The following is a 26,173-nucleotide window of genomic DNA, read 5'->3' on the forward strand; positions in this document are numbered from 1 at the left end:
ATGGATGCTCCGAAGACCACCGGCGCCGCGGCGACCGTCATCATTGGCCAGCGGGTGCGGGAGGGTTGCGAGCAGTCATTCGAGAGCTGGCAGCTGGATATGAACTCGCGGGCCGCGACGTACCCAGGATTCCTTGGCGCCGAGATCAATCCGCCATCGCACGTGCAGCCCGACTGGGTGGTGGTGTACCGCTTCGACTCGGTCGCGCACGTCCAGGCCTGGATCAACAGCGCCACCCGACAGGAACGGCTGACCGTCGGTCAGCAGTTCTTCGATGGCCCGGGGACGCAGCAGGTGATCAGCGGTGGCACCCGGCCGACCGACCCGCTGGTGACCGTGGTGGTCACCCATCGCGTCGACCCGGAGTCCGTCGACGACTTCCTGGCCTGGCAGGATCGACTTCGACTGGCCGAGAGCATGTTCGATGGATTCCGCGGCACCGAGTTGTTCCGTCCGGTGGAGGGCGTCCAGGACGAGTGGACCGCGCTGTACCGCTACGACAACGCGGACAATCTCGACAAGTGGCTGATCTCGAAGGAGCGTCAGGCATTGCTCGCCGAGGGGGAGAAGTTCTCCGACTTCCACTCGCGGACCATCGACAACTCGTTCGGCAGCTGGTTCGCGTTCGACGAGCGCGGACAAGAGGCGCCTCCCCCGTCGGATCTCAAGACCTCGATAGCGGTCTGGGTTGGCCTGTATCCGACGGTGGTGATGATCGCGCTGGTGCTGTCGCCACTGCACATGCCGCTATGGCTCGGCATGCTGATCGGCAATCTGATGTCGAGCTTCGCGATGAGTTTCGTGACCATGCCGTACTACGTCAACCCGCTCCTGAAGCGCTGGCTGCGACCGCCGCCGGACGTGCCACTGGCCAAGACGAACCTGCGCGGCACCTATATCGTGATCGGCGCGCTGGCGGTCTGGACGCTGGTCTTCTATCTGGTCACCAGGGTCTTCTGGACATTGCCCTAGCAACCACCCAAGCCCTAACAACCGCCCAGCCCTAGCGCCCGCCGAGCGAGGCCGCCGCGGCGGACCCCGCGATGACGGCCGCGGTGACCAGCGGTTTGGGGACGAGGGTCTTCGCCTCGGGCGCGGCGCGGACGAGGCCGATCTTGCGGACCTCGGAGCCGTTCGGGGTGGCGGCGCTGACCAGGAGGTCGGCGCCGGTGGTCGTGCTGGTGGTCGCCACCGTCACCGCCTTGGCGCCGGGAATCGGCGCGAACGAGGCGATCTGGGCGAACGCGATGGTCGAGTCGTGGTGATTGGGATTGTCCAGGTACATCTTGGGTTGCCCGTCCAGCCGTGAGCCCGCCGACCACACCCGTACGGTGTCGCCGTCGGCCTGACCCGTCACGATGCTCTGGGCGCCACCCTCGGCACCGGCCACCCAGCCGGTGGCCAGCGTGACACCGCCGGTGTAGGTCTCGTCGAATGCCAGGAACTCCGAGGTGATCTCCGGTTCGTTGGGCTTGCGATGGTGCCCGGCCGCGGCGGTTCCGTCGGCCTGGGCGCGTGCGGTCGGGGTGAACAGGTCATAGCGGAAGCTCTTGATCCGGGCCGGCTCGCCGGGGCCTGGCGCGGTCACGATGCTGTGCCGTCCCGACCCCGTGTCGACCAGGCCGGTGGACAGGGTCACACCGCTGCGGGATCCCGGATACGGCGTGAACGCCGAGAACACCTCCGGCGCCGCACCCGGTTCGGGCAGATCCGAGGAGTACACCGTGACCTGCGAGTCGACCCCGGGCCCGGTCGCCACGATGATGTTGTCGGCCATCGCATTTCCGTCAATATCGGCGCCCGCGACGCTGATCCCGCCGGTGAAGTCCGCGTCGAACGGTGCGAACCGCGCGAGTTCGGTCTTGAACACGCCGTCCAAGGTGTCGTTTCCGTCGTAGACGGCGACCTCGGGTGAGGCACCCGCTCCGGTGCCCGCCACCAGGTCGAGGATCATGTCGCCATTGACGTCGGCCATCGCGACACTTGGCGTGCCCTCGAAATCAGGGAACGGGACGACGGTCTGCAACACCCTGTCGCCATTGCCATCTCGCACCTGCACGGTCGCGGGTCTGCCGTTTGCCCCTGGTAAGGCGACGGCATACGTGGACACCTCGGGGATGACGCTGATGAGCGCCATGAGGCCGTTGTCCTCGTGATTGAGCCGGTGGCAGTGGATGACGTACGTCCCGGTGAACTCCAGGAACTCCTGACGTAGGGTCAACTTCGCCGGGGTGCTGACGACATGCATATCGTTGAATATCGGGGCGGGCACGTTCACGTTGTCTAGCCCCCACGCTTGCACACCCGTCACTCCGCGATTCGGGTCATCGATCGACATCACCTGAAAGTCGTTGACGTGTATGTGCATCGGATGGGCATCGTTGTTGAAGTTGGTGATCTGCCACTCCTCCACGGAGTTCAGTCGCGGCTGAATCAGCGGGATGTTCGGAAACGAGTTGCCCTCGAACATGTAGGTGACGGCCTTGGGATCATTCTTGCTGAACCCCTCGGCTCCGATTGCGTCCGTGATCGTCAGCGCCCGATTGACCGTGGGTGTCATCACCGACGTGTCGACGAATGATGTGTACGCGTCCAGGTTCTGCCCCGGCTCGAAGACAGTGGCCTGCCCTTGGCCGCTGGTATCGGGTGTCGCGCGAATCAGGGTCTGAGTGGGGAACACGAAGAAACCGTCGGCGAAGCTGAGGTACTTCGGATCCACAGTGAGGGTGCCAAGCACCGCCGGCGAGTTCTCCGTGCCGTTGTTGGTATACAGAACACCGGGGTTCACCAATGGCTTCGCATGCGGGTCGGGCGGGAAGTCTAGGACTAGGTCGCCTTCCTTGGGCATCGTGACAGCGATTGCGTACCGCGACCCCGGCGGAACGTTGAGTGTTGTTCCGTCGCCGTAGACCGGCCTGCCGACCTGCGTGTACGGGTTTCCGTCCTGCCCGACGATCGTGAACTTCGGATGGTTACCTGTCGCGGTCTCAGTCAATCGAACTGTCATATAGGCGATATCGCTGACGTTGGCCACCACCCAGATCTCCGTTTGGCCTGGCTTGATCTTCAACTCCGGTTGAAACTGGCCGTTGACGGTGAACTGCAGATCGCGCTCGTTCTCCGGCAGCGTGGGGTTCTCGGCGACCTTCTTCGACGGGCTGTCGAAGCTGATCAGGTTCGACGGGATGAACTGGGTCTGTCCGCGGTTGTTGTGCGGTGACAGCGGCCCGGCCCACCAAGGCGTGATGTAGTGGGCGCCTTGGGTCGTCTCGGCGAAGTTCACTGGCGCCAGGCTCGGCCGGTATGTGCCGTCGGCGAGTTGCGAGCCCTCGGGTGGTTTCAGCGTGCTCACCCACTGCGGCCACGTCAGGTTGTTCAGCTGATGGCCGGTACCATTGCGGTCGAAGATGTAGTTGTACTGAATCGCCATGGTGCGCACCGGAATGTCGTTCTTCGTCACCAGTGGCAGGTTGCCGTCGGGTCTGCCGATTTCGAGCAGACCGGCCAGTCCCATGTAGGTCTGCTGCGCCGTCATGGTGTGGCGGTGGCTGTGGTACCAGTACAGCCCGTTGGGCATGTTCTTCGGTACGTCGTAGGTGTAGGCGTTGCCCATCCCGGCGGGTATCGACAGCAATACGTTGTCGGCGTTGCCGTCCGGGCTGACGTGCAACCCGTGCGTGTGCAGGTTCAGCGGTGACTCGGTGAGCATCGGCGGGTAGATCGGCACCTGACCACCCACGGGCGTGAACGCTGGATCGTAGAAGTCCTGGATGGACAGGTCCCGAAGGTCGTTGTCGTAGTAGATGATCAGACGCTCGCCGGGCTCGACGCGAAGGGTTGGCGCGGGGTACAGGTTGTCCCCCTTGGTCGAGCCGTCCGAACTTGTCCCCTTGATGAGATCGAATCCGTAGACCAGGAAGTTCGTCACCGGTTCCTTGACGGTGTCCAGGTTCACCGTGCCCTGATGCGCCGAGAGTCGTACCTCCAGCACACCGTCACGGCTCGCCAGGCGGACCGGCTCACGGAACGGCGCAGGTTTTCCGTCGGGTCCCGCGAAGACACCCGATTGCGGGTTGGTAGACACCTTCTGCTCGGGTGAGCAGCCTGCGAGCGTCACCGTCATGACCACGACGACCATCGCGGCGAAAACCGATGTGATGCGACCAGCCGACATCCGTGCCCCCTGCGACGATGGCGCTCAGCGACATCGCCGAGGAACTCAAACGGTACCGAGGCGCAGGGGCACAGTTGCCACTTTCGCCCATTGTCGCGGTCTAGGTGATCAGCGACCGGACCTGCGCAGCGGTTCGAGTAGGCGCAGGATCTCCGCGACAATCACGTCTGGCTCGGTGAACATCACGTAATGGCCCGAACGAGTTGCCTCCACGAGCCGCGCATCGGCCAGGTTCTTGGCCGTGAGGCGATGAGCGCTGTTGAGCTTGGATCGCATCGATCGCTCACCCCAGCGCGGTTTCGTCCCAGTGATCACCGAGACGGGGATGCCCTCGAACATGCAGGGGTGCTGTAGAAGTCGGCGGAGGTCCGGAATCACCTCGCGATTCTCGGATGCCATGACTCGGGCCCCACGCACGGTGAAGTCGTTACGGAGGTCGGCGTAGACGTCGGCGGGGAGGTCGCGGCCGATCCGCGCGAACAATCGGTAGAGTCCCGTCCGCGCGAGAGCCATGGTCATCCGGCCGCTCAGTGCGAATTGTCGTTCGGCTTGTGGTGTGAACAGGGCCGCGGCATTCTCGTCGGTCTGGTCGACGAGAACCAGTCCACGGACATCGAATTCATCACGGGCGCTGAGGTTCCGGATGATTGGTCCGCCCCAACTCGCGCCAACCAGGACGAAAGGACCGTCCAGTGTGCTCAGCAGTTGGGCGAGATCATCGGTGATGCGGTCGAGCGTGCGGAGCGCGTGATCCTCATCGCTGCGCCCCATGCCGGCGCGGTCATAGACCACCGTGGTCGCCTGCTCCGAGACGCGGGGGGCGACAAGGCCCCAGATGGCGCCGGAGATGCCGATGCCTGACTCGAAGACCACGGTCGGGCCGCCGACGCCCAGTCGCCGGTAGTGGATTCGTCGGCCGTCTCGCAGAACGAGGATGTGGGATACGCCCAAGGTGTGCCGAGGAGAATCGCCACTTCTCACACGTGCCATCTCATAGGCTCCCACCTGCAGAAAGCTAATTCCCGCAGCAAGGGGCCAGCTCCGCTACCTTCAGGACCGCAGAGCTTACCCGGTTGATCGGCAGCGTGGCATCTCACCGAGATCCCGCCGTTGGGTATCGATTCGGGTAACCTATGGTCCCCGCGATGCGGGGTTGGGCCCGCGGTGCTTGCTCGCGGAGAGTCGAACGGAAACGATGGTGAGCTACCTACGACGGACCTGGTCTAGGGTGGTGAGCCCGATTCGTTTCGACGGTCCGCTCGAGGCCCAGTTCCGGGCGTATTTCGACCGTATGGGGCGCAGTTCGAGGTCAGAGCTGTGGCTGATCATGCTCGTGGTCATCACGGTCGTACTGATCGGCAATCGGGTGCTTCTGGATGTGCCGCACGACGTGCTGCCGCTGGGCCGTTTCCTGGTCATCGGTGTGCTGGTTCCGATGGTTTTGCGCTGGCTCAGTGGCGGTCGCAGTCCGCTACGCAGGTGGTCATCGATATTGTTCATCACGTCGGTGTACATCGATATCGGCGCCATGATGGCGCTACGAATTGTCGGCCTGGACAACGGTATCGACGTCGTTCCGTTGGTGATGCCCATCGCAGTGCTCATGAGCCTGATCGTCGTGCAGATCCGGTTCATGGTCCTGGCGCCGGCGATCCTGCTGGGACTGGCCGCCTTGATTGGTGTCGAGTTGTGGGCGTTCGAGACCGACAGTAACGGACTCTTCGATGTCGCGGCCGCTACTGCATTGGTGACAGTCGCTCTCACCGCCGCCTACAACCTCGAACGCTGGACCCGCATCGGCTGGCTGCGTCAACGCGAGTTGGATGTCTTGACCAAAACCGATCCGCTCACCGGCCTATCGAATCGGCGGCATTTCGGTGAAGTACTGCGGTCGACGATCGAGTCCGCAGGGCAGCGCGATAGCGCAGTCGCACTGATGATTCTGGACCTCGACCACTTCAAGTCCTACAACGACCGGTACGGGCACCCCGCCGGGGATCGGTGCCTGGCCGCCGTCGGCGAGTATCTCGCGACAGCAATAGGAACCTCCGGGTTCGTCGCCCGCCTCGGCGGCGAGGAGTTCGCCGTCCTCTGGTTCGACGACTCGCGCGCCGCCACACGCGGCGAGGAACTACGTCGCGGCCTGTCCGACATCACGCTGGAACCGCTGCCCGGCGTCATGGTCACGATCACCGCATCAGCTGGACTCGCGAGTATGAGGCCCGGCAACAGTGCTGTCGACAGCGTCGTGAGTGACCTGTTCGCGCGCGCGGACACCGCGCTGTATCAGGCCAAACATGCCGGACGTGACTCGTTGGCCGTGTTCGCCGGACAGCGACTTCGCGGCTCTCGTGATCGACACCGAGCCGCAGCTGACCAGCCGCCACCTGACAGCGGCGTCTCGCTATCGCGGTCACTGCGCTTTGAGGAGGGCGCCGAAACGGACTTCCAGAAAGTGTTCGCCGACGAAGGACGCAGCGCACGCCGGCTCGTCATGATCGGCCTGCTCGCTGTGATTGTGCTGCTGCTGACGTTTCAGACTCCGCTGTTGAAGATTCCGCCGGAAGCCGACCGACTTGGCCGACTAACGCTCATCTTCGGGCTGACACCGGGCGCTCTGCTGGCATTGGTGGGCAACACGTGGACCCGTCTGAGTCGTTGGGCGCCACACCTGTACATCGCCGGGGTGGCGGTCATCCTGTGCGCCCAGATGACCGAACGGGTGATGCAGCTGCCGCAGGGTTACGACGTGGTGCCGCTGATCATGCCGCTATCGGTGCTGTTGAGCCTGACCGTAGTCCAAATCCCCTTCACCATGGTGGCTCCCGCTGCGCTGGTAGGACTGACTGGGATCGTGGCCGTCGAACTCATTGCCTTCCCCATCACCAGTAATCGACTGCTCGCCGTCAGCGCATGCATCGTGATGGTGTCGGTGACACTGCGCTTCTCCTACAAATCCGAGCGCTCCAGACGGATCAGCTGGCTCGCCGAACAACGATTGGACGAACTCGCCCGAGAAGACCCCTTGACCGAACTGGCCAACCGCCGACAGTTCGATGAGTCGATATGCGATCTGCTCAGCTCGGCGGCGCAGGAAGATCTGCAGGTCGTGTTCATGATTCTTGATATCGACCAATTCAAGGGCTACAACGATAGTTTGGGCCATCTCGCCGGCGACGAGTGCCTGCGCACAGTGGGCCGCTATCTCGCCGAGATGATGCTCCCCCTGAACGGTTTCGCAGCGCGGCTCGGGGGTGAGGAGTTCGCAGTCGTCTGGATCGACACCAACGGCGACGGTGTCGAACGAGCCGAACAGATACGACGCGGTGTCCCGCATCTGGGGATACCGCCGGCGCCAGGGAGCTCAGCGGTGACCGTCTCGGCAGGCATCACCGTGGCACCCGCATACGGCGATCCCGCCACGCGGGCACACGAACTTCACCAACGAGCCGACACCGCACTCTATGCCGCCAAACGCGCAGGCCGGGATCGCGCACACGTCACTGACATTCAGTCAGACGCCGTCGTGGAGGCACTCGATCCGTTTTCAGGCCCAAAGGGAAAGACCCTCGACAACCGCTGATGTAGCGCTTCCCGGACGCCCCTACTGCCAACGGCTATCTGGGGACCTCCATTCTGCCGGGTCGACGGTTCTTATCACCAACCGATTTCACGCCAAAATCGCGGAAATGGCTGGTGCGGTTCAACACTCGTACAGTCAGATCCATCAGTGCGTGGGCCGAGCGACCTGTTCGAGACGGACTGTCAGGGAATGCGCACTTCCCTCAGGTCAAACCCTGGAGGACTTCAACCTCGATCACCCGCTACCGATCGACCGTTGACGCGGTGATGAAACCAGTTGTGCGACTCGACTTTTGTGTCGGTATCGCTTCGCCGTGGCTGATGCCGCCAACCGGGCGAGCACGCTCGAAGTAGCCCGACTAGTCTGTTTGCCATGTCGGCGGTGTCAATGGTTGCGAAGGAACGCTTGCGGTGATCGGCGCCTCGACTTGGTCGTCTGGCAAGCGGAACTACAGATTTGCCACCGCCGCGCTACGCGAGGGTCGGTTCATGCGGTTGTTCACCCGCATCGCTGCGGCGAGTTGCTTCGCCCTCGCCGTCCTGGTCGCCATGGTGCAGGTCCACCCGGCCGGGCCCAGCGGCATGGCTGCGCGGGGCGCACAGGCCGCCGTACTGCTGTCGGCCGTTGCGGTGGGAGCTCGCTGGCGGTGGGGGTTATGGCCGTCCTATCGGCAAGCAGTGTTCTTTGCTGTGTGGCTGGACGTGTCGATTGCTGTCCTCGCGGTCACGATGTCGACCCCTGTGGCCGGACTCTGCGTCGTGTTGTTCATGGGGCTCAACGGGGTGTTCGTCGCCTTCCTCATGGGCTGGCGGACGCAGGTGGTGCATCTCGCGTTCTGTTGCGCGGTCATCGCGGCGATCGTCACGGACGCGGCCTTCGGTGCGCGCGAGGACCTCGCGACGGTGACCCTCCTGCTCGCCCCCACGCTCACCTGGGTGCTGGTGGTGGGGCTGTGCGGCTCCATGCTGGTCGAGTACGGGCGCAAGGCGGTCCGCAAGACTGCGCGCTCAGCCCATTACGACCCACTGACCGGTCTGCGTAACCGACGCGGCATGTACGCCGCGATCAAAAGCGCTCTGAACCGGACGGGCGTCCCGATCACCGTCGTGGCAGCGGTCTGCGATATCGACAGGTTCAAGCAGCTCAACGACCGCGACGGGCACGCGGCTGGTGACACCGCACTGGTTGCGAAAGCCGAGCAGCTGAGATTACTGGCGGCTCGTACCGAACTGACCGCCCGTATCGGCGGTGATGAGCTGGTCCTGGTCGCCTTCGCGGCCGACACCGAGACCGACGCCGCGGTAGCGGAGTTGCTCAACAGGCTTGACCCGCTCACCCGCTCCGGCACCGACGTTCCCCTGACCGCCAGCGTCGGTATCGCGGCACACAGCACGAGCGACCCGCATTTCAGCCTCGATGATGTCCTGCGGCATGCCGATGCCGCCATGTATGACGCCAAACGCGGCGGGGGCGGGGCGTGTGCCGTCTACCGGCCCGGACTCACGCAGGCCGCCAGGAACACAGCGGCCACACCCCTGGTGCAGCTGCGCAACAACTGATCCCCCAGCAATATGTCAAATTCCGAACAGAATCCCTCGAAAAACACTTGTGGCGATATGACACCAATATGCCCGGTCGCTTTCTGATCCTGGATTCGTCGTACCCAGGCATCAATTCACTGATCTAGTGCTCTAGTTCAGGTCGGGCGGGAAGTACCACGCCACGCCCCACGCATTCACCAGCACCCCGCATCCCACCAGTGCCCAGAACCATTTGCTGGTGTCCTTGTTCACATAGGTCGCAAGCAGGACCAGCAGGCACGGCATGGCATCCAGAATGAAGCGGTATCCGAACTGCACCCAACCGGTGTTGTAGTAGAGCAGCAACGGAACCAGCAGCAGCGCAACCGAAATCCACGCGCCCACATTCAGGGTCGTCTTCCTGAACGTGAACACCAGGAATATCAGCGCGGGGGTCGTGAGCAGGATACTCATTCCGTCGACGTGCGGATGCATCGTTCCCGTCGTCGGTTCCCAGACTGGTCCGGCGAGAAACATCGACCACAGATTGTGCGGAACGTAGTGCAGGTCGAACTGTCCGTATTTGTCGAGGACAGTACGCAACACGAAATCGACATTCTGGTCGAAATATCCGAAGTCGGTGGGGTCTCCGAACCTGGCGTAATTGTAGGCAGCCAGCAGGCCGACACTGACGGCCGCCGGAGCCAGCGCGGCAGCGACACGGCGCAGCACTGCCGAGCGGTCGGTTGTGCCGGTTCCGCGGCTCGCGATCACGCACAACGCGATGAGCAGCGGCGCCATCAGCACCATCGTCGGTCTGCCGAGCATTGCGATTGCGAGCGCGACACCGGCCCATGTGGTGGCACGGAATTCAACCGCAAGCCACACGGCCAGCAACGCGAACATCAGGGCGCAAACCTGGCCGAGGAACCAGACCGAGCCCTGGATCGACATGTACCAGTGCACGGTGCCGAACCCGACCATAAGGGCGAGCAGCACCGCGTGCAGCTGTGTCGCCTGCGACAGTCCGCGACGGCTCAGTGCCCGAACGATCAAGTACGCCAGTGCCACATTGGCGCCACCGATCGCACATTCGAAGGCCGTGGTGTAGGTGTGCTCGACACCGAGAAGTGCGACCGCAGGAAGCAGCATCAGCGCGGGCAGCGGAGGGAAGGGGACGTACCACTTTCCGCCGCTGCCAGTCAGATCATGCGTCGTCGATGGATTCTCGATATTGAGGTGTCCCTGTAGGAATGCCTGCGCCAATTCGTCGAACTGTGAGATCGGGGTGTAGTACCGCCCGATCGTGAAGATGGACAACACGTACGCGCATGTGACCCCGACCGCGAGCAACAGTGCGCGGATCAGGTCACGCTTGATCTCAGCTCTCGCGGGTTTGCTCGAATCTTCTGAGGGCGGGCCCTCGACATCGTCCAATACGGGTTGCCGACCGATCACCGGCTAATGATGACAGAGATGTGGGCGCTCGTGGACACTCGCGAGAATCGCCGAATTTCCGTGTGATTGGAGTGGCCGGAGCCACCTACTAGGGTCAAGTTATGGCATCTAGCGCTGCGCTGGCACGCTGGCGTCCTCTCGCCGGGGAAGCCGTCGATCGATTGCGGTGCGCCGCGGGGGCACCGGCGTTGGCTCGGCGCCGCAACCGCGGGCGGCTGACCATCCTCATGTTCCACGGCGTCGAACCGAAGCCGCTGACACCGGCATGCTGGCATGTGACGGACAGCGATACCCTGCGGCGCCAGCTTGACTACGTTCGTAGGCATTTCACGGTGCTGCCCCTCGCCGCGGCCCTAGACCAGATGCAGTCCGGTCGGCTGCCCGACAATGCGGCGGCATTGACCTTCGACGATGGCACCCGAAATCTGCTGACGCACGCCTCACCGATACTGCGCGACCTTCGGCTACCCGCCGCAGTCTTCCTGGCCACCGGGCCGATGGGCACGCCGACCACCTTGTGGCCGGATCGGCTCTGGTTGGCCTTCGCCCGCACGACCGCGACGCAGGTCGATCTCGGCCCGATCGGGCTGGGAGTCATGCCCCTGAGTTCCACTGCCGACCGAGAGACGAGCTACGCATCGGCGGTGCACCGATTCAAGGACCTGCCCGACGCGCAACGTTTGGAACGGCTCGATGATCTCGTCGCCGCACTGGGTCAATCGGGGCACACCGATCCCGGCCCGTTTCAACTTCTCTCCTGGGACGAGGCCGAAGCACTCGCCGACGATGGGTTGATCAGTCTCCACCCGCACACGGCAACCCATCCGATTCTGTCGCGCTGCCACGACGACAAGGTCGACATCGAAATCACCGAGTCGTGCGCAGCTGTCGGTCATGCGGTCGGCAGTCCACCTCGAATCTTCGCCTATCCCAACGGTCGCGCGCAGGACTTCGATGACAGAGCCAAGTCGGCGCTACGCCGCTGCGGTGTGCGGTGGGCGTTGTCGACGTCATATGGATTCGCCGATGCAGGCGACGATCCGCTGGCGCTCCCGCGCGTACCGATCGGCAGTGACCTTTCGTGGCCGGCATTCAAACTCTTGGTGTCCGGCCACCCGCTCGGCTGACGGCTGGGGTTATTCGAGGACCTGCAACCGGTTGTAGGGCAGCCCCGGCAGGCCGTCGTAGTCCCAGCGCAACCCAGCTTGTTGGTAGGTGCTGCCGATCGACGCTGACGTGGCACCAGGCACCATTTCGAAGCTGACGCTCAGCGGCGCACCGCCGTTATCAACGATGTAGGCGCCATATGTTTGCAAAGCGCGCCCGACGGCCCGCACCGCGGGTGCCAGATTCAGTGCTCCGAGATCGACAGCCGGATCGAGTCGAACACGGGCACCTTCCGGTATGCAGTCGGCGCGATCGGAACCTCCATCTGTCTTGATGGCCGGCGGACGGAAGACCGTCCGACAAGGATTGTCGGTCTGCAGCGCCAGTGCATGCGGGATCTCACCAGCCGCGATCTCGGCAGTTCTGATCACCCCGCCGAGCCGCGATGCGCCCGATGCGGTTCCGGCACCGGTGCCGCCCCACCCCGAACCCGCGAGGTTGTGGACAGCCCCCCAACCGGCCGTCCACGTCCCACCGATGAGCCGACCCTGCCAGAACTCGTAGGTCCGCTGGGCAGCCTCATCGACCACCACCATGGCGCCGTCGGAACCCGGGCTGGGCTTGGCGCCGGTCGGGATCGGCACCTGCAAGCCCTTGAACGGGCATGGACCCCAGTTGGTGACGGTACAAGTCACGGTGTACCGCGGCGTCGTCGAGGTGGCGGTGTAGACCGGAATACCAAACTCAACGAGATTGGCGTACATGGCGTTGTCCCGAGAGATCCGGGCGACCATCGCCGCGCTTTTCGGGTCAATTTGAGCATTCTGGGAAATCGGAGTCCGGAACGGGCTGGTCGCGCTGAAGGGAACGCTTGCCGTCGCGCCGGATCCATCGGGTGGCGTGGTGGTCGTCGTCGGCGTGGTCGTCGTCGGCGTGGTGGTCGTCGGCGTGGTGGTAACGACACTGGAGATCGTCTCGACGGTGTCCACCATCAGGTTTCGATCGCACACGTTGCCCACCGCAAGATCGTTGTTAAATCCGATACCCAGCTGCTGGGAGCCACTCGGAATGGCCACATCCACGGTGTAGTTCGTCCACTTGGTGGCAGTGACGTTGAAGCCGGCGACGCTCTTCCCTGCGACGTACACAGTCATTCGCGGTGCCCCCAGGCACTGGCTGCCTCTGGCGCGAATCACCACCTTCGATACGGAGTCCGGTGTCAGTCCGATCGAGGCGGTGCCGTTGCGAGTTAGTCGCAATGCGCTTCCGCCGGAGGCCGTCGAATCGGTGATGACGGAACCGCTACTCACCGGTAACACCGTGAAGGTATCGGCCTCCAAAGGGGTTGCCGCAGTGGCCGTGCCGGGGTACTGAAAGGCAACCACGACAGCGACAGTCAGCGAAAGCAGCGCGGCAACTCGGGCAATCGGCACAGACACTCCCGGTGGTGGCGGTGGTTCTTCCAGTCGGAAGACAGCTTCCACTTGCCCCACTCTTTTAACAATGACCTTCGGGCATCACTTCGGTAACAACCTGACGGTTGTCGGCATGAAGGCCGTTTGGCAGCGTTGAGGCGAAAACGTCTCTCTCGCAATACATCTACGCGAACCCGACGCCATCACTATGCTATCGAGAAGGAACCCGGCGCATATATCATGCTTGCCACGAGAGCACCGCAGGAATCGGCGACCACTCCGCGGACATACGATGGGGTTGGCCGTGGCCACCAGTACTGCGGATGCCGGCGGGTGCCGGCCGGAAAGGGAGCGCGCGATGCAGACTTGCGCCAACGGGCATCAGAACCCCGAGAACCAACCGTTCTGCGGGGAATGCGGCTCGTCGACGCAGACATCCGTGGCAATCTGCCCGAACGGCCACACAGTGCCGTTGCGACAGAAGTTCTGCGGACAGTGCGGGGGCCCCGCCGCCTCTCCACTGGCCGGGTCAACACAGTCGCCCTCAGGACGTTGGACCACGGACCCCTTCGACCGTCACCAGTATCGGTACTGGGACGGCTCGAAGTGGACGGCACACGTCGGCGACGTCGGAAGCCTGGGAGTCGATCCACCACCAATTCGAACCATGTCCCGTTCCGACCGATGGATCGGTGCGATCGCGGGCGTCGTGACGGTTGTGTTGTTGGTCGGCGCCATCAGCGCGATCCTGACTCGCTACGCTCCGGACACCGCGCAGGACCAGGCGGCCGCCCCGGCAATCAGCAGCGTGGCCGTCGAGCCACCCGCCCCGGCAATCAGCAGCGTCCCCGTCGAGCCACCCGCCGCCCCGGACATCAACGCCGCGCCCCCACCACCCGGCAATCCGTGGCCGGTGGCGGTGGTCGGCACGCCCTGCCATCCCGAAAGCAGCAACTCGGTCGCCGTCGACGGTTCGGTCACGTACTGCGTCAACCTCTGGGATACCGACACCTACTTGTGGTCGCTGGTCCCAGATCAGGGAGTGGTGACCAATCAGGCGGCAGCCGGCACCAACCCGTCAGTCGCCCTGTGCATCGCGCAGACAGGCCGCTCCCCTGATGACTGCGCCGAATACCTGTCGCGTCCCAGCACCCCCGGGGACGGCGCGGTACCCCCCGCATGACCCTGGCGGTGGATCGGGCACTCGCATCGGAAAGTCGGCCGCCTCAACGGGATTCGTCGATCACCTCGCGGTAGAGACCACCCAGTCGGGCAACCCACGCCGGCAATGAATAATTCTCCTCGGCCATGGCCCGAGCCTGCGCGCCACAATCTCGGGCGAATTCGGCATCTCCGATCGTGCTCACCAACGCCTCGGCAAGGGCGTCGACGTCACGCAGCGGAACCAACCTGCCGTTGACGCGGTCCTTGACGATCTCGCGGGTCCCGCCGGCGTCGGCCGCGACCACCGGTAGTCCGCAGGCGCCGGCCTCGATGAGCGCTGTCGGCAACGCCTCGTCCACCGAGGCCGAGACCACGCCGTCCACGGACCGCAGAATCTGCGGCACGTCCTCGCGGCGGCCGAGAAACTCGATCGAATCACCAAGCCCACCCGCGAGCACCTGCTGCTCGAGGGCTGGGCGGGTCGGCCCATCGCCGACGATCAGCAGGCGCGCATCGGGGAACGCTTCCACGACACGCTGCCAAGCGGCGATGAGATCTGCGTGGTTCTTGTCCGGACGCAGTGCAGCGACGACCGCCCACACCGGCGACGACTGTGGCTGTTGACCCCGTCGGCCCTGGTAGCGCGCGAGGTCCACACCGTTGGGAATGACCCGCCACGTCTGTCGAGCCGGCCCGTATCTATGTGCGTACACGTCGTGAATGTGTTGGGAGACAAAGGCCAATCGGCCCAGCCGCGCGGGGATCCGAACCGACAGCCGCTCCTTGAGCCGCCCCGCCCACCCAAGACCCGGCTGCGGACTCACATGAAGGGTGGCGACCACCGGCTTGCCCGCTATTCGCGCGGCCACCGGCACCAGAATCGCCGAGTAGTCGAGGTGCGCGTGCACCACATCCACCGGCGCCCGCCGCAAAGCGCGGACCAGTCTCACGAACCCGGGTACGTCTAACAAGCGACGGACCGTGAGATAGTGCGGACGCATCCCGACCTCAGCGAGTCGGCCGGCCATCGCGTCACGATCTGGGCGTTGTGGAGACAGGCTGGCCACCGAGATGTCGAGGGCCCGCGGACCATAGCGTGCCAACTCGACTATGAGGTTCTCCGCGCCACCGAAGCTGAAGGTGTCGAGGACCATCAATACGCGGATGGGAGTGCGGTTGGCACTGCCCGCTGGTTCATCGCCGGTCATACCCGCTGCCCTTTCAGTCGATGTCCGCCAGAGGTCTGGCGATGCCACAGGCGCAGCATCAGTCCGGTTGCCGCCGCCGTCGCCACGCCCGCAAGCAGAGCCCCGACTATCCAGACCGGCGCGACGCTGCGATCGGTCACCTCGGTGGCCTCGCCAATCCGGGTTATGGAGTACCAGGAGTCAGCCTCTAGGTCAGCCAGGTTGACCCGCCCTTGGATCAGGGCGGTATCCAAGGCTGCCGATGCCGCCACGGGATCCGGGTCCGTGACGCTGATATCGATTATCCCGCGGACCGTGTCAGCCACCGCCACCACTGCGGGTTGCCCTCCGACGATCATCGCCGCGTAGCTGGGTAGCACCGCAGTTCGCGACCGGACGTCGAGTGCATACGCGTAGTAGCCGGACATCTGTGCGGTGGGTAGCAGTGTGACGTGCTGACTGGCAGTCGTTTGAGCACGTACTGGCGCCAACGCGAATACCCCCGCAGCCGCGGCAGTCCCGAGCAAGATCGCGGCCGTCGCCCGCTGAACCTGTGCTCGTTCCAAGGGGATCCGCGTGCGCAATCCCGGCAGCGCGCTGCTGCCAAGGGCGCCAGCGAAGGCGAGGCAGATGGCAAAGGTCCGGAAGTAGGCGAGATGCAAGAACACACTCGCAATCGACCAACCCACGATGGCGGCCAACGCTGCGGCGGCCAACGCGCGCTCGGCCGGGAATCGTTCCGGCGGTATCCGCAACGCCCGGAGGCCGATACACCCGACGAACCCCAGCACCATCACCGCCCAACCCACGAGTCCGACAATCCCGGTCTCCGCGGCGATCTGGGCGTAGAGGTTGTGCGCCCCGTCGGTGGGCTCCAGGACTGCGGTGGCCACCATGCCGGCAAAATTCGGCACCTCCAGCGGATACGCGCCGGGTCCGAATCCGAACCAAGGTCGATCCGCAAACATCGCCCAGGCGATCTCCTGGGCTGCCATGCGTCCCAACACCGAAGGATCGACAACATAGGTCGCCCCAGCGCGTGTGACATCAGCGACCAGGGCAACCAATCGGTTGCCCACCCCTGGAATGACCAACACGAGTGTCAACAGCGGCAGACTCCGCAACCCGTACTTGCGGGCGCTGGGACCGCTCATGATCACCCAGATGGCCATCGCGATACCCGTGGTGATGATCGTGCCGCGGGATTGGGTCAGATAGATGCCGGCGAGCAGCAATACCACCGCAGTAGACCACCCCCAGATTTGCCAGCGGCGCGCCGATCGGACAGCGCGACCGAGCAGCGCGGCTGCAAATGGGAGGCCCAGCACCAGATGTCGGCCCCAGAAGTTGGAATCGGGCAACGGTCCCCCGAATCGCAGGGTGGTAACCAGTTCACCAGATGCCTCCGTGACCGTGGCAAACCCGCCGAACGGCTGGGCACCGCCGAACACGACCTGGTTGAGGACCGTGAGCGCGGAGATCACAGCCAGCGGTATCACGACGGAACCGGCTATCGCCCACCAGGATCGGCTCATCTGAATGAGCAGGAGCATGACGATCAGAAACGCGCAGTCCGACACCGAGCCGAGCACGACCGATATCGAGGTGGAAACGTCCTGGCTACCGAGCACCGCCAGGCACTCGACAAACAGGTATATGCCCACCAAGCCGATGCATATCGCGGTGCCGCGGTTGAGCCGGTGACGCAGCGGCGCCTGGCTCAGGGCAATCACCACCGCGATGACGCCCATGGCCAGCGATGCCTGAAATATCGGCACCGAGCTGTGCGAAGCGGCCACACCGGAGAGGTTCGTGACCTCGATGACAACCATCGTCATCGCCGTCACCGCGGGCCGTCGCACTACATGCCAGGCCGCCCACACACCACACACGCCGGCCACCGCGATGGCGGTCGCCAGTGGCCCGACGAGGGCGACGCTCATCGCTACCAACCCACACCCCATTGCGGAGATAGCTAGGAGCCGGCCGGGTTTGACCGTCGTCAGCGTCCCGGAGTTCATCGTCGCGATGTCTGCCCAACGGGCCCTTCTGCAGCGCGACTGCGCGCGGTCTCGCCGGCCTCGTTGCTGCTCTGCCCTCGCCGCGATGCCGTTCTGCTGACCAACATCCCCAGCCCTCCACCCAGCAGGACACCGGCGAACCCGAGTGCGACGAGAATCTGGGCACGGGTGGGCTCTGATCCGCTGTCACTGACCGTGGATCTCACAGCTTCCAGCCGGAACGGACCCGATGCGCTGGCCGCCGGGACGATCGCCTGCGCAACCACGCTGTCGAGTGCTCGCTGCGCCGACAGGGCGGAATTGGCCTGAACAGTCACACTGACCAGCGTGGTGTCCACGATCGCGCCGGCGGCCAGGCTCAGCTCGGACTCCGGAACACCTGCCGCAGCCGCCGCGGCGGCCAACCGCTTGGGATCCGCAAGGACGATCGCCGCTGAGCGAGTTGCCTGTCCACGGCTGAGCACTTCCCAGAATCCGGGCGCCTGGGTCACTGGAACCTGAGGGGAAGGCAGCATCGCCAGGCTAACTTCGGCCGTATAGCGTTGCGATTCCCGCCCGATCAGGACTGACGCCGCGAGCAAGCCGACCAGCAAACCGAGCAGTGCGAATCCAGTTGTGATTAGCCACATCCGCGCCAACAGGGATCTGTCCACACCCGTTCCCTTCCGGACTTCTCTGCGCGCCGTGCGGTTCGAGGCGCCGCCAACGCGATAACACGCAGGCAAGCTCCACCTCCGCGCCTGGGTACACTCTAATCCACAGCTAACTCCCGCCGAAGGCCCTGTCGTAGCAGTCATATACCGCCGTCCGTCCGTAGCATCGGCGGAAGTGGTCGTGCGCGGCAGCGGCGAGTTCGGTGTTTCGGTCCAGTCGCGTCAGATCGAGTAAAAGGTCGGCCATCTCGTCGTTGTCGTCGGACACCAGAACCCCCTGGTCGGCACCGACAGCGACGCCATCGGCGCCGATCGTCGTCGAGACAATGGGAACCCCGCGGCCGAGACCCTCGATGATCTTCAACTTGATACCCGAGCCGAATCGCAGCGGGTTGATCAATGCTGCCGCTCGACCCAGAAGCGCTCCCAGGTCATCGACGTAGCCCTCCAAGACCACACTGTCGCCGTGCCGTGCGACTTCGTCGAGCAGACCGGGCCGCGGGTCCTTTCCGATGACGCGCAATACGGCTTGCGGTTGGGCGGATCTCACCTTGGGCCACACATCGGTGAGGAACGCTCGGAGTCCGTCATCGTTGTGCGGAAGACTCAACAGCCCCAGGAAGACGAACTCGGGCGCACCGCGATAGTCACGAAAGAATTTGGGCTCGTTGATAAGTGGAGGTATCGACCGCACCCGGCCGTCTGGACTGGCGGTGCGGCCGCGCAGCAGTGCGGCCTCCGACTCGTTCATCAAGAGAACAGAGGAAAACTGTGCTGCGCTAGCGTCCTCGCTGCACCGTACTAGCCGCTGCTCAGCTCTCAACAGCAGCTCTTGGCTCACCTTGTTGGTCGCCAACGGCCGCAATCGCGCCGGGACGTGGGTGGCGAAATTTCCCAGTGGGGCGATGTCTACATCAGGAAAGGTCCGCGTGGCTTGAAGCATCGATTCGTACCGCTGCGAGAACAGGTCATCGAGATAGCAGATCTGCTGGGCCGATGCCGAGGTTTGCGCATACTGACCCATCCGGATGGTGTCGTAGATCTCCAGATCTGCCCGAACCCCATCGAGGGTACGGCTGATCATGGTGCCGACGGTTCGGCTACGCAACAGGGACTCCTGCAGGCTCGCTCGCCCGATCGCCGCCCTGCTCATGACATTGCCGAGGGCGGCAGCCACGCTGGGCCCGGGAATCCGGTGCAGCCGGGTGGGAAATTTGGGGGCAGGTTCACCACCGATGAGAATGTAGTGAACATTCTCGGATCCCAGCCGGTCGACCAGGTACTCGACGAAGCCGGCGAGAACGACTTTCTTCCCGGCGTCGGCCGGGTAGGGCTGTACCGCACTCAGCAGAGCGGCCGACTGTGGCACGTGGACTCCATTCGATGTGCTGACAAACTTGCGCGCTGCGCAGCGAAACCTGTTCTGAGGCAAGCCCGGCCGTCAGTAGGCTCCCTCACGTTTGAGGACTGTGCGGATCGTCCGAAAGATGATGATCAGGTCCTGCACTCCAGACCAGTTGTCGACATAGGAGTGGTCGAGCCTGATTCGCTCGGCCTCCGAGACATCTGAGCGCCCGCACACCTGCCACAGGCCTGTCATACCGGGTTTGACCAACGCCCTGCGCTGTACGAAATGCACAACTGACTCACCCTCGCCGGGCGCCAGTGGCCTCGGCCCGACGATGCTCATGGAACCACCCACGACGTTGAAGAGCTGTGGCAGCTCATCGATGCTGGTGGCTCTCAAGAAGCGGCCCACACGGGTGATCCGGGAGTCTGCGGCGGACTTGAAGAAGATCTCATCGCCGGACTGTGTCGCGGCGCGTTCCTTGTCCTGCACCGACTCCGCGCCGACCACCATCGTCCGGAACTTCAGAATGCGGAATCGCTTGCCGTGCTGACCAACTCGCTCCTGTCGGAAGATCACCGGTCCGGGACTGTCCAACTTGATCGCGACCGCAACGACGATCATGATCGGAATGATCGCCACCAGGGCCAGAATTGCGAAGACGAGGTCGAACACTCGTTTGCCCAGCGATGACGGCCCGTCGTAACGCGGACGGGCGATGTGGAACAGCGGCAGATTGTCGATCGGCCGCAGCTTGAGCCGAGGACCGGCGACATCGGCCATTCCGGGAACCACGATCATGTCGATGTCAAGTGAATCTAGTTGCCAGGCAAGTTTTTTCATGTTGTCCTGACCCAGCTGCTCAACCGCGGTAACCGCTAGGGCGTCGGCATTGGTCAGTCGTAGCGCAATCTCCACCGAATGCTGGTCACCGAGCACCGGAAGCGAGCCGCCTGGGACGGTGAGGAACTGGCCTGGCGCACCCTCGAATTCGGGAATGCAGACGCCGACCACCTGGTATCCGGCGGGCGTGGAACGCGACAGGTAGTCGCAGAGCACCGAGATCGAATCGGGCTTCCCCAGCACGACGACACGCGTCATGAACTCACCGCGCGCGCGCCTCTTGCCAAGGTTGCGGCGCAGAATGTGCCGTCCGCCAATCAGGCCCACCAAGCCGACCGGGAGTGCAATGACCAGGTAGCCGCGGGAGAACTGGGTCTGCGCGATCAGGCTGCACACCGCGACCAAGCCGAATACCCACGCGGTGGCTGACACCACCCTGCGGTACTCCTCGCTACCCACTCCAACCAGCGAGATGTCCCGGGACTGCACCACATCCAGTGCAATGAACCATGCCGCGGCCAGCAGTACCGACAGCACTGCGGCCTTGGCCGAGGCGGAATCGGCCCGTGGGCCATCGCCGGCCAACAGCTCGAACCGGCCCACATGGGCGAGCAGAACAGCACCGATGATGGCCACGGCGTCGACGATGACCATCCGCCTGCGGTACTGCCGTCGCCACAGGCCGCCGTCGACGACACCCGCGCTCGCACTGCTCAGCAGGCGGCCGACCGCGCCGTCTGCTGACGCACTAAAGGGGTGCGGCACATCCACGGGCAAAGCCGCGGGCAGACCAGTGGGCAGGCCTGTGGACATCGACGATCACTGTGCTTTCTTTTGTTCCCGGTGGTGCAGTTTCAGCTAATTTTCATAAATTAACCCATCGGACAACAATGCCCTAGCGCAACTGAGCGTGATCTACGTCATAGTGCAGATTCAGTTAGTTTGCAACTACTTGCTAATCAGGTCCCTACATCTCTAGATACTCGCTTGATGTGCAGCTATCCTCAGATCGTGAAGTTTCGTGACGTTGCCTTGACTGTCTCAGCAAGATCCAACCCACCATGTGACGAGCACGGATGCGCAGCATCATTTGCTCCCGATCGTGCAGAATGAGCAATCAATGGGGCTCGGCGCATCATTATTGGGTCGGTTCCCCGCGAACAGTGAGCCGCCAACTCTCCGCACATGCTCCGATCGGGTAGCTTGACCCTGGTGCGTGGTCGCATCGTCCCCTTCGAACAGATCACCCCGCGCCTCGTCGATGCCTGGGCGGAACTAGCAACACGAGCGACAGAGCCCAACCCCTGCCACGAGCCAGAGTTCTTCCTCTCGGCAGTCCGACACCTCCGGGCGCCTGACTCGCTGGCGCTGGCCGTGTGCGGAGACGAGGTGCGAATCGATGCCTGCCTTCCGGTATGGCGCGGCCGCTACTGGAAGAGGCTTCCGCTGCAGACCATCCGCACCTGGCAGCATCCCTACGCCTTCCTTGGCGCGCCTCTGCTCGACGGCTCCGATCCCGCCGGAGCCGCCCAAGCTCTGATCACCGTGCTCGCCGATTCCCATCGGGGTGACCTGCTGGTGCTCGACGACTGCCCGGTGGACGAAGGCCTACACTCCGGACTCGCGGTAGCCGCGCAGCGCTGCGGCACCCGTGTGCATGTTGATCGCCCCTATCAACGTGCCGCCATCCGGAACACGACCGACGCGATCGGGCTGCGCGGTAAGCATGTGAAAGACCTACGACGAATGCGACGACGACTGGAAGAGGAACTGGGCGCCCGCCTGACCCTCGCCGACCTGAGCGCCGACTCTGCCACCGTCGCTACCTTTCTGGACCTCGAGGCGTCGGGCTGGAAGGGCGCCAGAGGCAGTGCGCTCGCCTGTGCACACGGAGGGTTCTTCCGCTCGATGTGCGATGGAGCGGCGCTCGGTGAACGAATCCGGTTTCTCTCACTGCAGGCCGATGGCCGTGCCGTCGCGATGCTTTGTGTGCTGCAATCCGGTGGGCACCGGTACTGGTTCAAGACCGCCTACGACGAACGCCTTGCCACGTACTCCCCGGGCCGCCAGCTGATGATCGAAGCCACGACACTGCTCAACACACCCCCGGCTTCGGGATTGGTCGACTCCTGCGCCGATCCCGACAATGAGACCATTAACAGAATGTGGACCGGCCGCCGCAGACTGGCCACCTTCCTTGTGCCGTTACCCGGCCGAACACGATCGCCGATCGACGCGCTCGCAGCGATGTCCACACGCCGGCACTCCTCCGGGGAGGCCAAGTGAGTCGAATCCTCGAAATCGATGCCGAACAGTGGCGGATCCACCTCGACCGCGACCCGTTCCGGGTTCGACACCACCTGATCGGTAACGACTTGCTGGGCGCCGAGGCGCTGGCGCAGCTGACCGATCAGCTACCGGCGGATGCCGTCGAACACAACTTCGGAGCACTGCCCACCTTGCACTACGCCGCGCCGACGGCGAGAAGTGACGCGTCTGCCGCTGAAATCCTGCGCACACCGGGGTTTCTCGGCACCTGGATGGCGATCAAGAACATCGAACAGGCCACCCGTTACCGCGGGTTGCTGCTGGATTGCCTGGCCGCTGTCCCAGACTCACAGCGCGATGGCGATACCCCGCACAACCAACAGGGATTCGTCTTCGTGTCGGCGCACCGGTCGATCACACCAACGCACTATGACGCCGAGCAGAACTTCCTGCTGCAGATTCGGGGAAGCAAAGCGATCACGATCGGCGGCTGGCCGGACAGCGCTTCGCAGCAGCGCGAGATGGAACTCAAGCAACGCGGTGGACACCGCTATTTGCCATTCCTCCCGAATGAGCCGCAGACGTTCCACCTCGAGCCCGGGGACGGGGTGTACGTTCCGCCGAACTGCCCGCACTACGTCGAGGTCTTCGACGAACCGTCGATTTCGCTATCGGTGACGTTCCGCACCAACCGCAGTGACACCTTCGACAACGCGGTGTTTCTCAACGCCCGGCTCCGCAGCCTCGGACTCAACCCCCGCCCACCCGGCACAAACGCTCGTATCGACCAGACGAAGTCGCTGGCAACGCGCGCTCTGCAACGAGCGATGCGGGGGCGGAGGTGACGGACGGGTTGGCGACTCTGCAGGTGGAGCGCCTTCCCATCGGGGGTCCGGTACTGGCCGACTGGGGTCGGCTGCAGTCTCGCGGAGCGGTCTCCACCCCGTTTCTGTCCCAGCAGTGGTATACGACGATGGCCGGGGTGGCAGGACTCGTCGAATCTGCCGAGGTGCTGTTGTGCCGGCGAGCTGGCGCGGTGGTCGGATTGCTGCCGATCGAGGTCGTCAACATCGGCGGGCTTCGCACCCTCGGCGTCGCTGGATCGCAGTGGAGTTGCCCCGATCACCTTGATGTCGTGGCGGTTCCCGAGGATCGCCACGCGGTGGCCGGTGCGATCGCACGACATCTCGCAGAGCGCCGCGATTGGGATCTACTGGATCTGGCGGTGATGGCCGCAGACAGCCCCCTGCCTGCCGCGCTGCGTTCGATCATGCATCGGCCCCGGTTCGTGGTTCGCGCCGACCAACCCGTGCCGATCCGGACCACCCGGGTGACCGAGGGCGCACCCGCGCTCGGAAAGTGGGCCCGCCGACGACTACGACGAGTTCAGCACATCGTCGAGAACAACTGCGGCACTGTCGAACTGGTGTCCGACCCGCACCGTGTCCCGGAACTGCTCGATGAACTGATGACCCTGCACCAGCAGCGGTTCGGTGACCGATCCATGGTCTTCGCCACCGCCGAACGCCGCCAGTTTCACCGCGCCGTCGCCCGCTCGCTCAGCGAGGGCCGTCAGGCGCATATCGCCCGGCTCTCGGTCGGCGGTGTCGACGCAGCACTGTTGTACATCCTGACGTGGCGTTCAACGGCGCACCTGTACTGCAGCGGACTGCGTCCGAGCGTGTTGCAGTCGGCCGGCACCGTGTTGCGCGACTGGATTCTCTGCAATGGCGTCGAGGACTGCGACACGATCGACTTCCTGCGCGGCGAGCAAGAGTGGAAGGCGCTTCGCGGCGACAGGGTGCTGAACGACACCCGGGTGCGCGTCGCGCGGACCACTCCCCGAGTTGCCGCCGAAGCCGTTAAGCGGCTGCTGGACAGTGACAGGTCCGAGGCTCGGCTCTCATGAGATCAGAGCTCCCGGAGCCGGCCTCGGACCTCGGTCGCACCGCCGTGAAGAGCCTGCTGTGGGCCGGCCTGGGGTTCGCCTCCACCCGCATCACCGTTTTCGTGACAACACTGTTGTTGGCAAAGCTGTTGGTTCCCGAGGATTTCGGCGTCGTTGCCGCCGCACTCGCCGTGGTGGCGTACATGGAGATCATCCTCGACCTCGGGATTGGTGCGGCGGTGATCTACGAACAGGAAGATGGGGTTACCGAACGACTCAACAGCGCATTCACCATGGGAGTCATCGGCTGTGTGGCGCTGACCATCCTCGGCTGGGTTGCGACGCCCTGGCTGGCCGCGTTCTTCCACACCCCGGGTCAGGAATCGATATACCGGGCACTGTTTCTGTTCTTGCTGCTCCGCGGGGTCTCCCAAGTACACGATGCAATCCTCAAGCGGGATCTGCGTTACCGTCGGCGATCCGCGGTCGAGATCAGCCGAGGTATCGCTCGGGCAGCAGTGTCGATTCCGCTGGCTCTCACCGGCTTCGGAGCCTGGGCCATCGTCTGGGGGATATTGGCCAGTGAAGTAACCGGTTCGGCATTGAACTGGATGCTGGTCCCGTTTCGACCCAGGCTTCGTCTGGATCGCACCGTGGCAAAGGCCATGCTGCAGTTCGGCCTCGCGGTCACCGCACTGAAGGTGGTGTCCGAGATCGGCATGAACTCGGACTATCTCGTGGTCGGAAACCGCTTGGGTCCCACCGAGTTGGGGTATTACAACCTTGCCTACCGGATACCCGAGATGATTTTGGGCGTCGCGTACTGGGTGTTCTCCAGCGTTGCGTTCCCGGTGTTCTCCAGAACTCACCGCCTCGATGCCAGCGATCTTGGCGAGACGATGCTCAAGGTGCTGCGCCTGTCGTGTTTGTTCGGGTTCACGGTCGGCACTGTGCTGGCCTTGATCTCGCGTGACGTCGTCACCAGCATTCTTGGACCCCAATGGCTCCCGGTGGTAGCACCGCTGACGATACTGAGCCTGGCGATGGCACTCGACTCAATCGGCTACGCCTCGGGAGACATCTTCCCGGCCGTGGGGCGCCCCGGCCTGCTTCTGGCCATCAACCTGCCGTTGACCATCCTGCTGGTCGGCGGTTTCGTAGCCGCATCCCCACACGGCATCGCGGCAGTCGCCACGGTGCATCTGATGTTCACCGTGCTATACGGTCCGACGCGGCTGGTCCTAGGCTGCCGATTGGCGAAAACCTCTGTGCGAAATGGAATCTCTGCCATGCGGCCGGCGCTGTGCGTAGCGGTGGGAATCGTGGCGCTGGCACTTCCGGTCAGGCTGTTCACCGACGCGGGGCTGGGATCGCTGGCGGCAATAGTGGCCGCCAGCGTCGTCGGGGCCGCCGCGGGTCTGGTGATCGGTGGCCGAGACGCGATTCCGGAGGTGCGCGCCGTTGTTCGTCACGCCCTCAGTCGGTCATGACCCGAGTCGATTCGTACACTTATCCACTGTGGTCACCGCGATGCGTCACTCACG

The 26,173-nt window shown here is 64.0% G+C and carries 18 protein-coding genes; 9 read left to right on the forward strand and 9 right to left on the reverse strand.

Annotated elements, in window-relative coordinates:
* On the forward strand, positions 1 to 972 hold the full coding sequence (locus ACZY0X_RS03760; protein ID WP_463768237.1) for an antibiotic biosynthesis monooxygenase: 972 nt from the start codon (positions 1 to 3) through the stop codon (positions 970 to 972).
* 31 nt (positions 973 to 1,003) lie between these two features.
* Here ACZY0X_RS03760 and ACZY0X_RS03765 read toward each other — a convergent pair whose 3' ends face one another.
* Both ACZY0X_RS03765 and ACZY0X_RS03770 read right to left on the reverse strand, forming a co-directional pair.
* Positions 1,004 to 4,174 carry a multicopper oxidase family protein gene (locus ACZY0X_RS03765; protein ID WP_463768238.1) on the reverse strand — a complete coding sequence of 1,057 codons (3,171 nt, stop codon included), beginning with the start codon at positions 4,172 to 4,174 and terminating at the stop codon, positions 1,004 to 1,006.
* Positions 4,175 to 4,282: 108 nt separating this feature from the next.
* Complete coding sequence (locus ACZY0X_RS03770; RefSeq protein WP_463768239.1) at positions 4,283 to 5,164, reverse strand: alpha/beta fold hydrolase; 882 nt, start codon at positions 5,162 to 5,164, stop codon at positions 4,283 to 4,285.
* A gap of 241 nt (positions 5,165 to 5,405) precedes the next feature.
* Between ACZY0X_RS03770 and ACZY0X_RS03775 the strand changes: the two genes are divergently transcribed.
* Positions 5,406 to 7,757, forward strand: coding sequence for a GGDEF domain-containing protein (locus ACZY0X_RS03775; protein WP_463768240.1), 2,352 nt, complete (start codon positions 5,406 to 5,408; stop codon positions 7,755 to 7,757).
* 488 nt (positions 7,758 to 8,245) lie between these two features.
* Positions 8,246 to 9,316, forward strand: a complete 1,071-nt coding sequence (locus tag ACZY0X_RS03780) for a GGDEF domain-containing protein (RefSeq protein ID WP_463768241.1) — start codon at positions 8,246 to 8,248, stop codon at positions 9,314 to 9,316.
* A gap of 132 nt (positions 9,317 to 9,448) precedes the next feature.
* On the opposite strand, the gene ACZY0X_RS03785 is transcribed toward ACZY0X_RS03780, so the two are convergent.
* On the reverse strand, positions 9,449 to 10,735 hold the full coding sequence (locus ACZY0X_RS03785) for a hypothetical protein (RefSeq protein WP_463768242.1): 1,287 nt from the start codon (positions 10,733 to 10,735) through the stop codon (positions 9,449 to 9,451).
* A gap of 101 nt (positions 10,736 to 10,836) precedes the next feature.
* Here ACZY0X_RS03785 and ACZY0X_RS03790 point away from each other — a divergent pair, with 101 nt between their 5' ends.
* The gene (locus tag ACZY0X_RS03790; RefSeq protein ID WP_463768243.1) at positions 10,837 to 11,862 is read left to right on the forward strand and encodes a polysaccharide deacetylase family protein; all 1,026 of its coding nucleotides are present in this window, start codon (positions 10,837 to 10,839) and stop codon (positions 11,860 to 11,862) included.
* Positions 11,863 to 11,871: 9 nt separating this feature from the next.
* Here the strand turns inward: ACZY0X_RS03790 and ACZY0X_RS03795 are convergent, their stop codons facing one another.
* The gene (locus ACZY0X_RS03795; protein WP_463768244.1) at positions 11,872 to 13,152 is read right to left on the reverse strand and encodes a carbohydrate-binding domain-containing protein; all 1,281 of its coding nucleotides are present in this window, start codon (positions 13,150 to 13,152) and stop codon (positions 11,872 to 11,874) included.
* 772 nt (positions 13,153 to 13,924) lie between these two features.
* Between ACZY0X_RS03795 and ACZY0X_RS03800 the strand changes: the two genes are divergently transcribed.
* Positions 13,925 to 14,440 carry a hypothetical protein gene (locus ACZY0X_RS03800; protein WP_463768245.1) on the forward strand — a complete coding sequence of 172 codons (516 nt, stop codon included), beginning with the start codon at positions 13,925 to 13,927 and terminating at the stop codon, positions 14,438 to 14,440.
* 43 nt (positions 14,441 to 14,483) lie between these two features.
* On the opposite strand, the gene ACZY0X_RS03805 is transcribed toward ACZY0X_RS03800, so the two are convergent.
* From ACZY0X_RS03805 to ACZY0X_RS03825, 5 genes are all read right to left on the reverse strand, one after another.
* A complete protein-coding gene (locus tag ACZY0X_RS03805; RefSeq protein WP_463768246.1) occupies positions 14,484 to 15,629 on the reverse strand; it encodes a glycosyltransferase in 1,146 nt (381 codons plus the stop codon).
* Positions 15,626 to 17,551 carry an O-antigen ligase family protein gene (locus tag ACZY0X_RS03810; RefSeq protein WP_463768247.1) on the reverse strand — a complete coding sequence of 642 codons (1,926 nt, stop codon included), beginning with the start codon at positions 17,549 to 17,551 and terminating at the stop codon, positions 15,626 to 15,628. The genes ACZY0X_RS03805 and ACZY0X_RS03810 overlap by 4 nt, the downstream gene beginning before the upstream one ends.
* 74 nt (positions 17,552 to 17,625) lie before the next feature.
* Positions 17,626 to 18,120: a hypothetical protein gene (locus ACZY0X_RS03815; RefSeq protein WP_463768248.1), complete on the reverse strand. Its 495-nt coding sequence runs from the start codon at positions 18,118 to 18,120 to the stop codon at positions 17,626 to 17,628.
* Positions 18,121 to 18,391: 271 nt separating this feature from the next.
* A complete protein-coding gene (locus ACZY0X_RS03820) occupies positions 18,392 to 19,651 on the reverse strand; it encodes a glycosyltransferase family 4 protein (RefSeq protein ID WP_463768249.1) in 1,260 nt (419 codons plus the stop codon).
* Positions 19,652 to 19,723: 72 nt separating this feature from the next.
* A complete protein-coding gene (locus tag ACZY0X_RS03825) occupies positions 19,724 to 21,286 on the reverse strand; it encodes a sugar transferase (RefSeq protein WP_463768250.1) in 1,563 nt (520 codons plus the stop codon).
* A 399-nt stretch (positions 21,287 to 21,685) separates the two neighbouring features.
* On the opposite strand from ACZY0X_RS03825, the gene ACZY0X_RS03830 reads away from it, so the two are divergent.
* The 4 genes from ACZY0X_RS03830 to ACZY0X_RS03845 are packed head-to-tail and all read left to right on the forward strand — an operon-like array spanning position 21,686 to position 26,119.
* Positions 21,686 to 22,759: a GNAT family N-acetyltransferase gene (locus tag ACZY0X_RS03830; protein ID WP_463768251.1), complete on the forward strand. Its 1,074-nt coding sequence runs from the start codon at positions 21,686 to 21,688 to the stop codon at positions 22,757 to 22,759.
* Positions 22,756 to 23,586 (forward strand): JmjC domain-containing protein, encoded by an 831-nt coding sequence (locus tag ACZY0X_RS03835; RefSeq protein ID WP_463768252.1) that lies wholly within the window; start codon positions 22,756 to 22,758, stop codon positions 23,584 to 23,586. Before ACZY0X_RS03830 ends, ACZY0X_RS03835 begins: the two co-directional genes overlap by 4 nt.
* Entirely contained in the window at positions 23,583 to 24,650 is a 1,068-nt protein-coding gene (locus tag ACZY0X_RS03840) for a GNAT family N-acetyltransferase (protein ID WP_463768253.1), read from the forward strand. Before ACZY0X_RS03835 ends, ACZY0X_RS03840 begins: the two co-directional genes overlap by 4 nt.
* Positions 24,647 to 26,119, forward strand: a complete 1,473-nt coding sequence (locus tag ACZY0X_RS03845) for a lipopolysaccharide biosynthesis protein (protein WP_463768254.1) — start codon at positions 24,647 to 24,649, stop codon at positions 26,117 to 26,119. Before ACZY0X_RS03840 ends, ACZY0X_RS03845 begins: the two co-directional genes overlap by 4 nt.
* Positions 26,120 to 26,173: the final 54 nt, after the last annotated feature.

It is taken from the genome of Mycobacterium sp. IDUB_39, assembly GCF_055419205.1.

What these genes read in the sequence shown, in the direction of transcription:
- ACZY0X_RS03760 (WP_463768237.1), top strand. Translation starts at nt 1, where the DNA reads ATGGATGCTCCGAAGACCACCGGCGCCGCGGCGACCGTCATCATTGGC.
- ACZY0X_RS03765 (WP_463768238.1), bottom strand. Translation starts at nt 4,174, where the DNA reads ATGTCGGCTGGTCGCATCACATCGGTTTTCGCCGCGATGGTCGTCGTG.
- ACZY0X_RS03770 (WP_463768239.1), bottom strand. Translation starts at nt 5,164, where the DNA reads ATGGCACGTGTGAGAAGTGGCGATTCTCCTCGGCACACCTTGGGCGTA.
- ACZY0X_RS03780 (WP_463768241.1), top strand. Translation starts at nt 8,246, where the DNA reads ATGCGGTTGTTCACCCGCATCGCTGCGGCGAGTTGCTTCGCCCTCGCC.
- ACZY0X_RS03790 (WP_463768243.1), top strand. Translation starts at nt 10,837, where the DNA reads ATGGCATCTAGCGCTGCGCTGGCACGCTGGCGTCCTCTCGCCGGGGAA.
- ACZY0X_RS03800 (WP_463768245.1), top strand. Translation starts at nt 13,925, where the DNA reads ATGTCCCGTTCCGACCGATGGATCGGTGCGATCGCGGGCGTCGTGACG.
- ACZY0X_RS03805 (WP_463768246.1), bottom strand. Translation starts at nt 15,629, where the DNA reads ATGACCGGCGATGAACCAGCGGGCAGTGCCAACCGCACTCCCATCCGC.
- ACZY0X_RS03810 (WP_463768247.1), bottom strand. Translation starts at nt 17,551, where the DNA reads ATGAGCGTCGCCCTCGTCGGGCCACTGGCGACCGCCATCGCGGTGGCC.
- ACZY0X_RS03825 (WP_463768250.1), bottom strand. Translation starts at nt 21,286, where the DNA reads ATGTCCACAGGCCTGCCCACTGGTCTGCCCGCGGCTTTGCCCGTGGAT.
- ACZY0X_RS03845 (WP_463768254.1), top strand. Translation starts at nt 24,647, where the DNA reads ATGAGATCAGAGCTCCCGGAGCCGGCCTCGGACCTCGGTCGCACCGCC.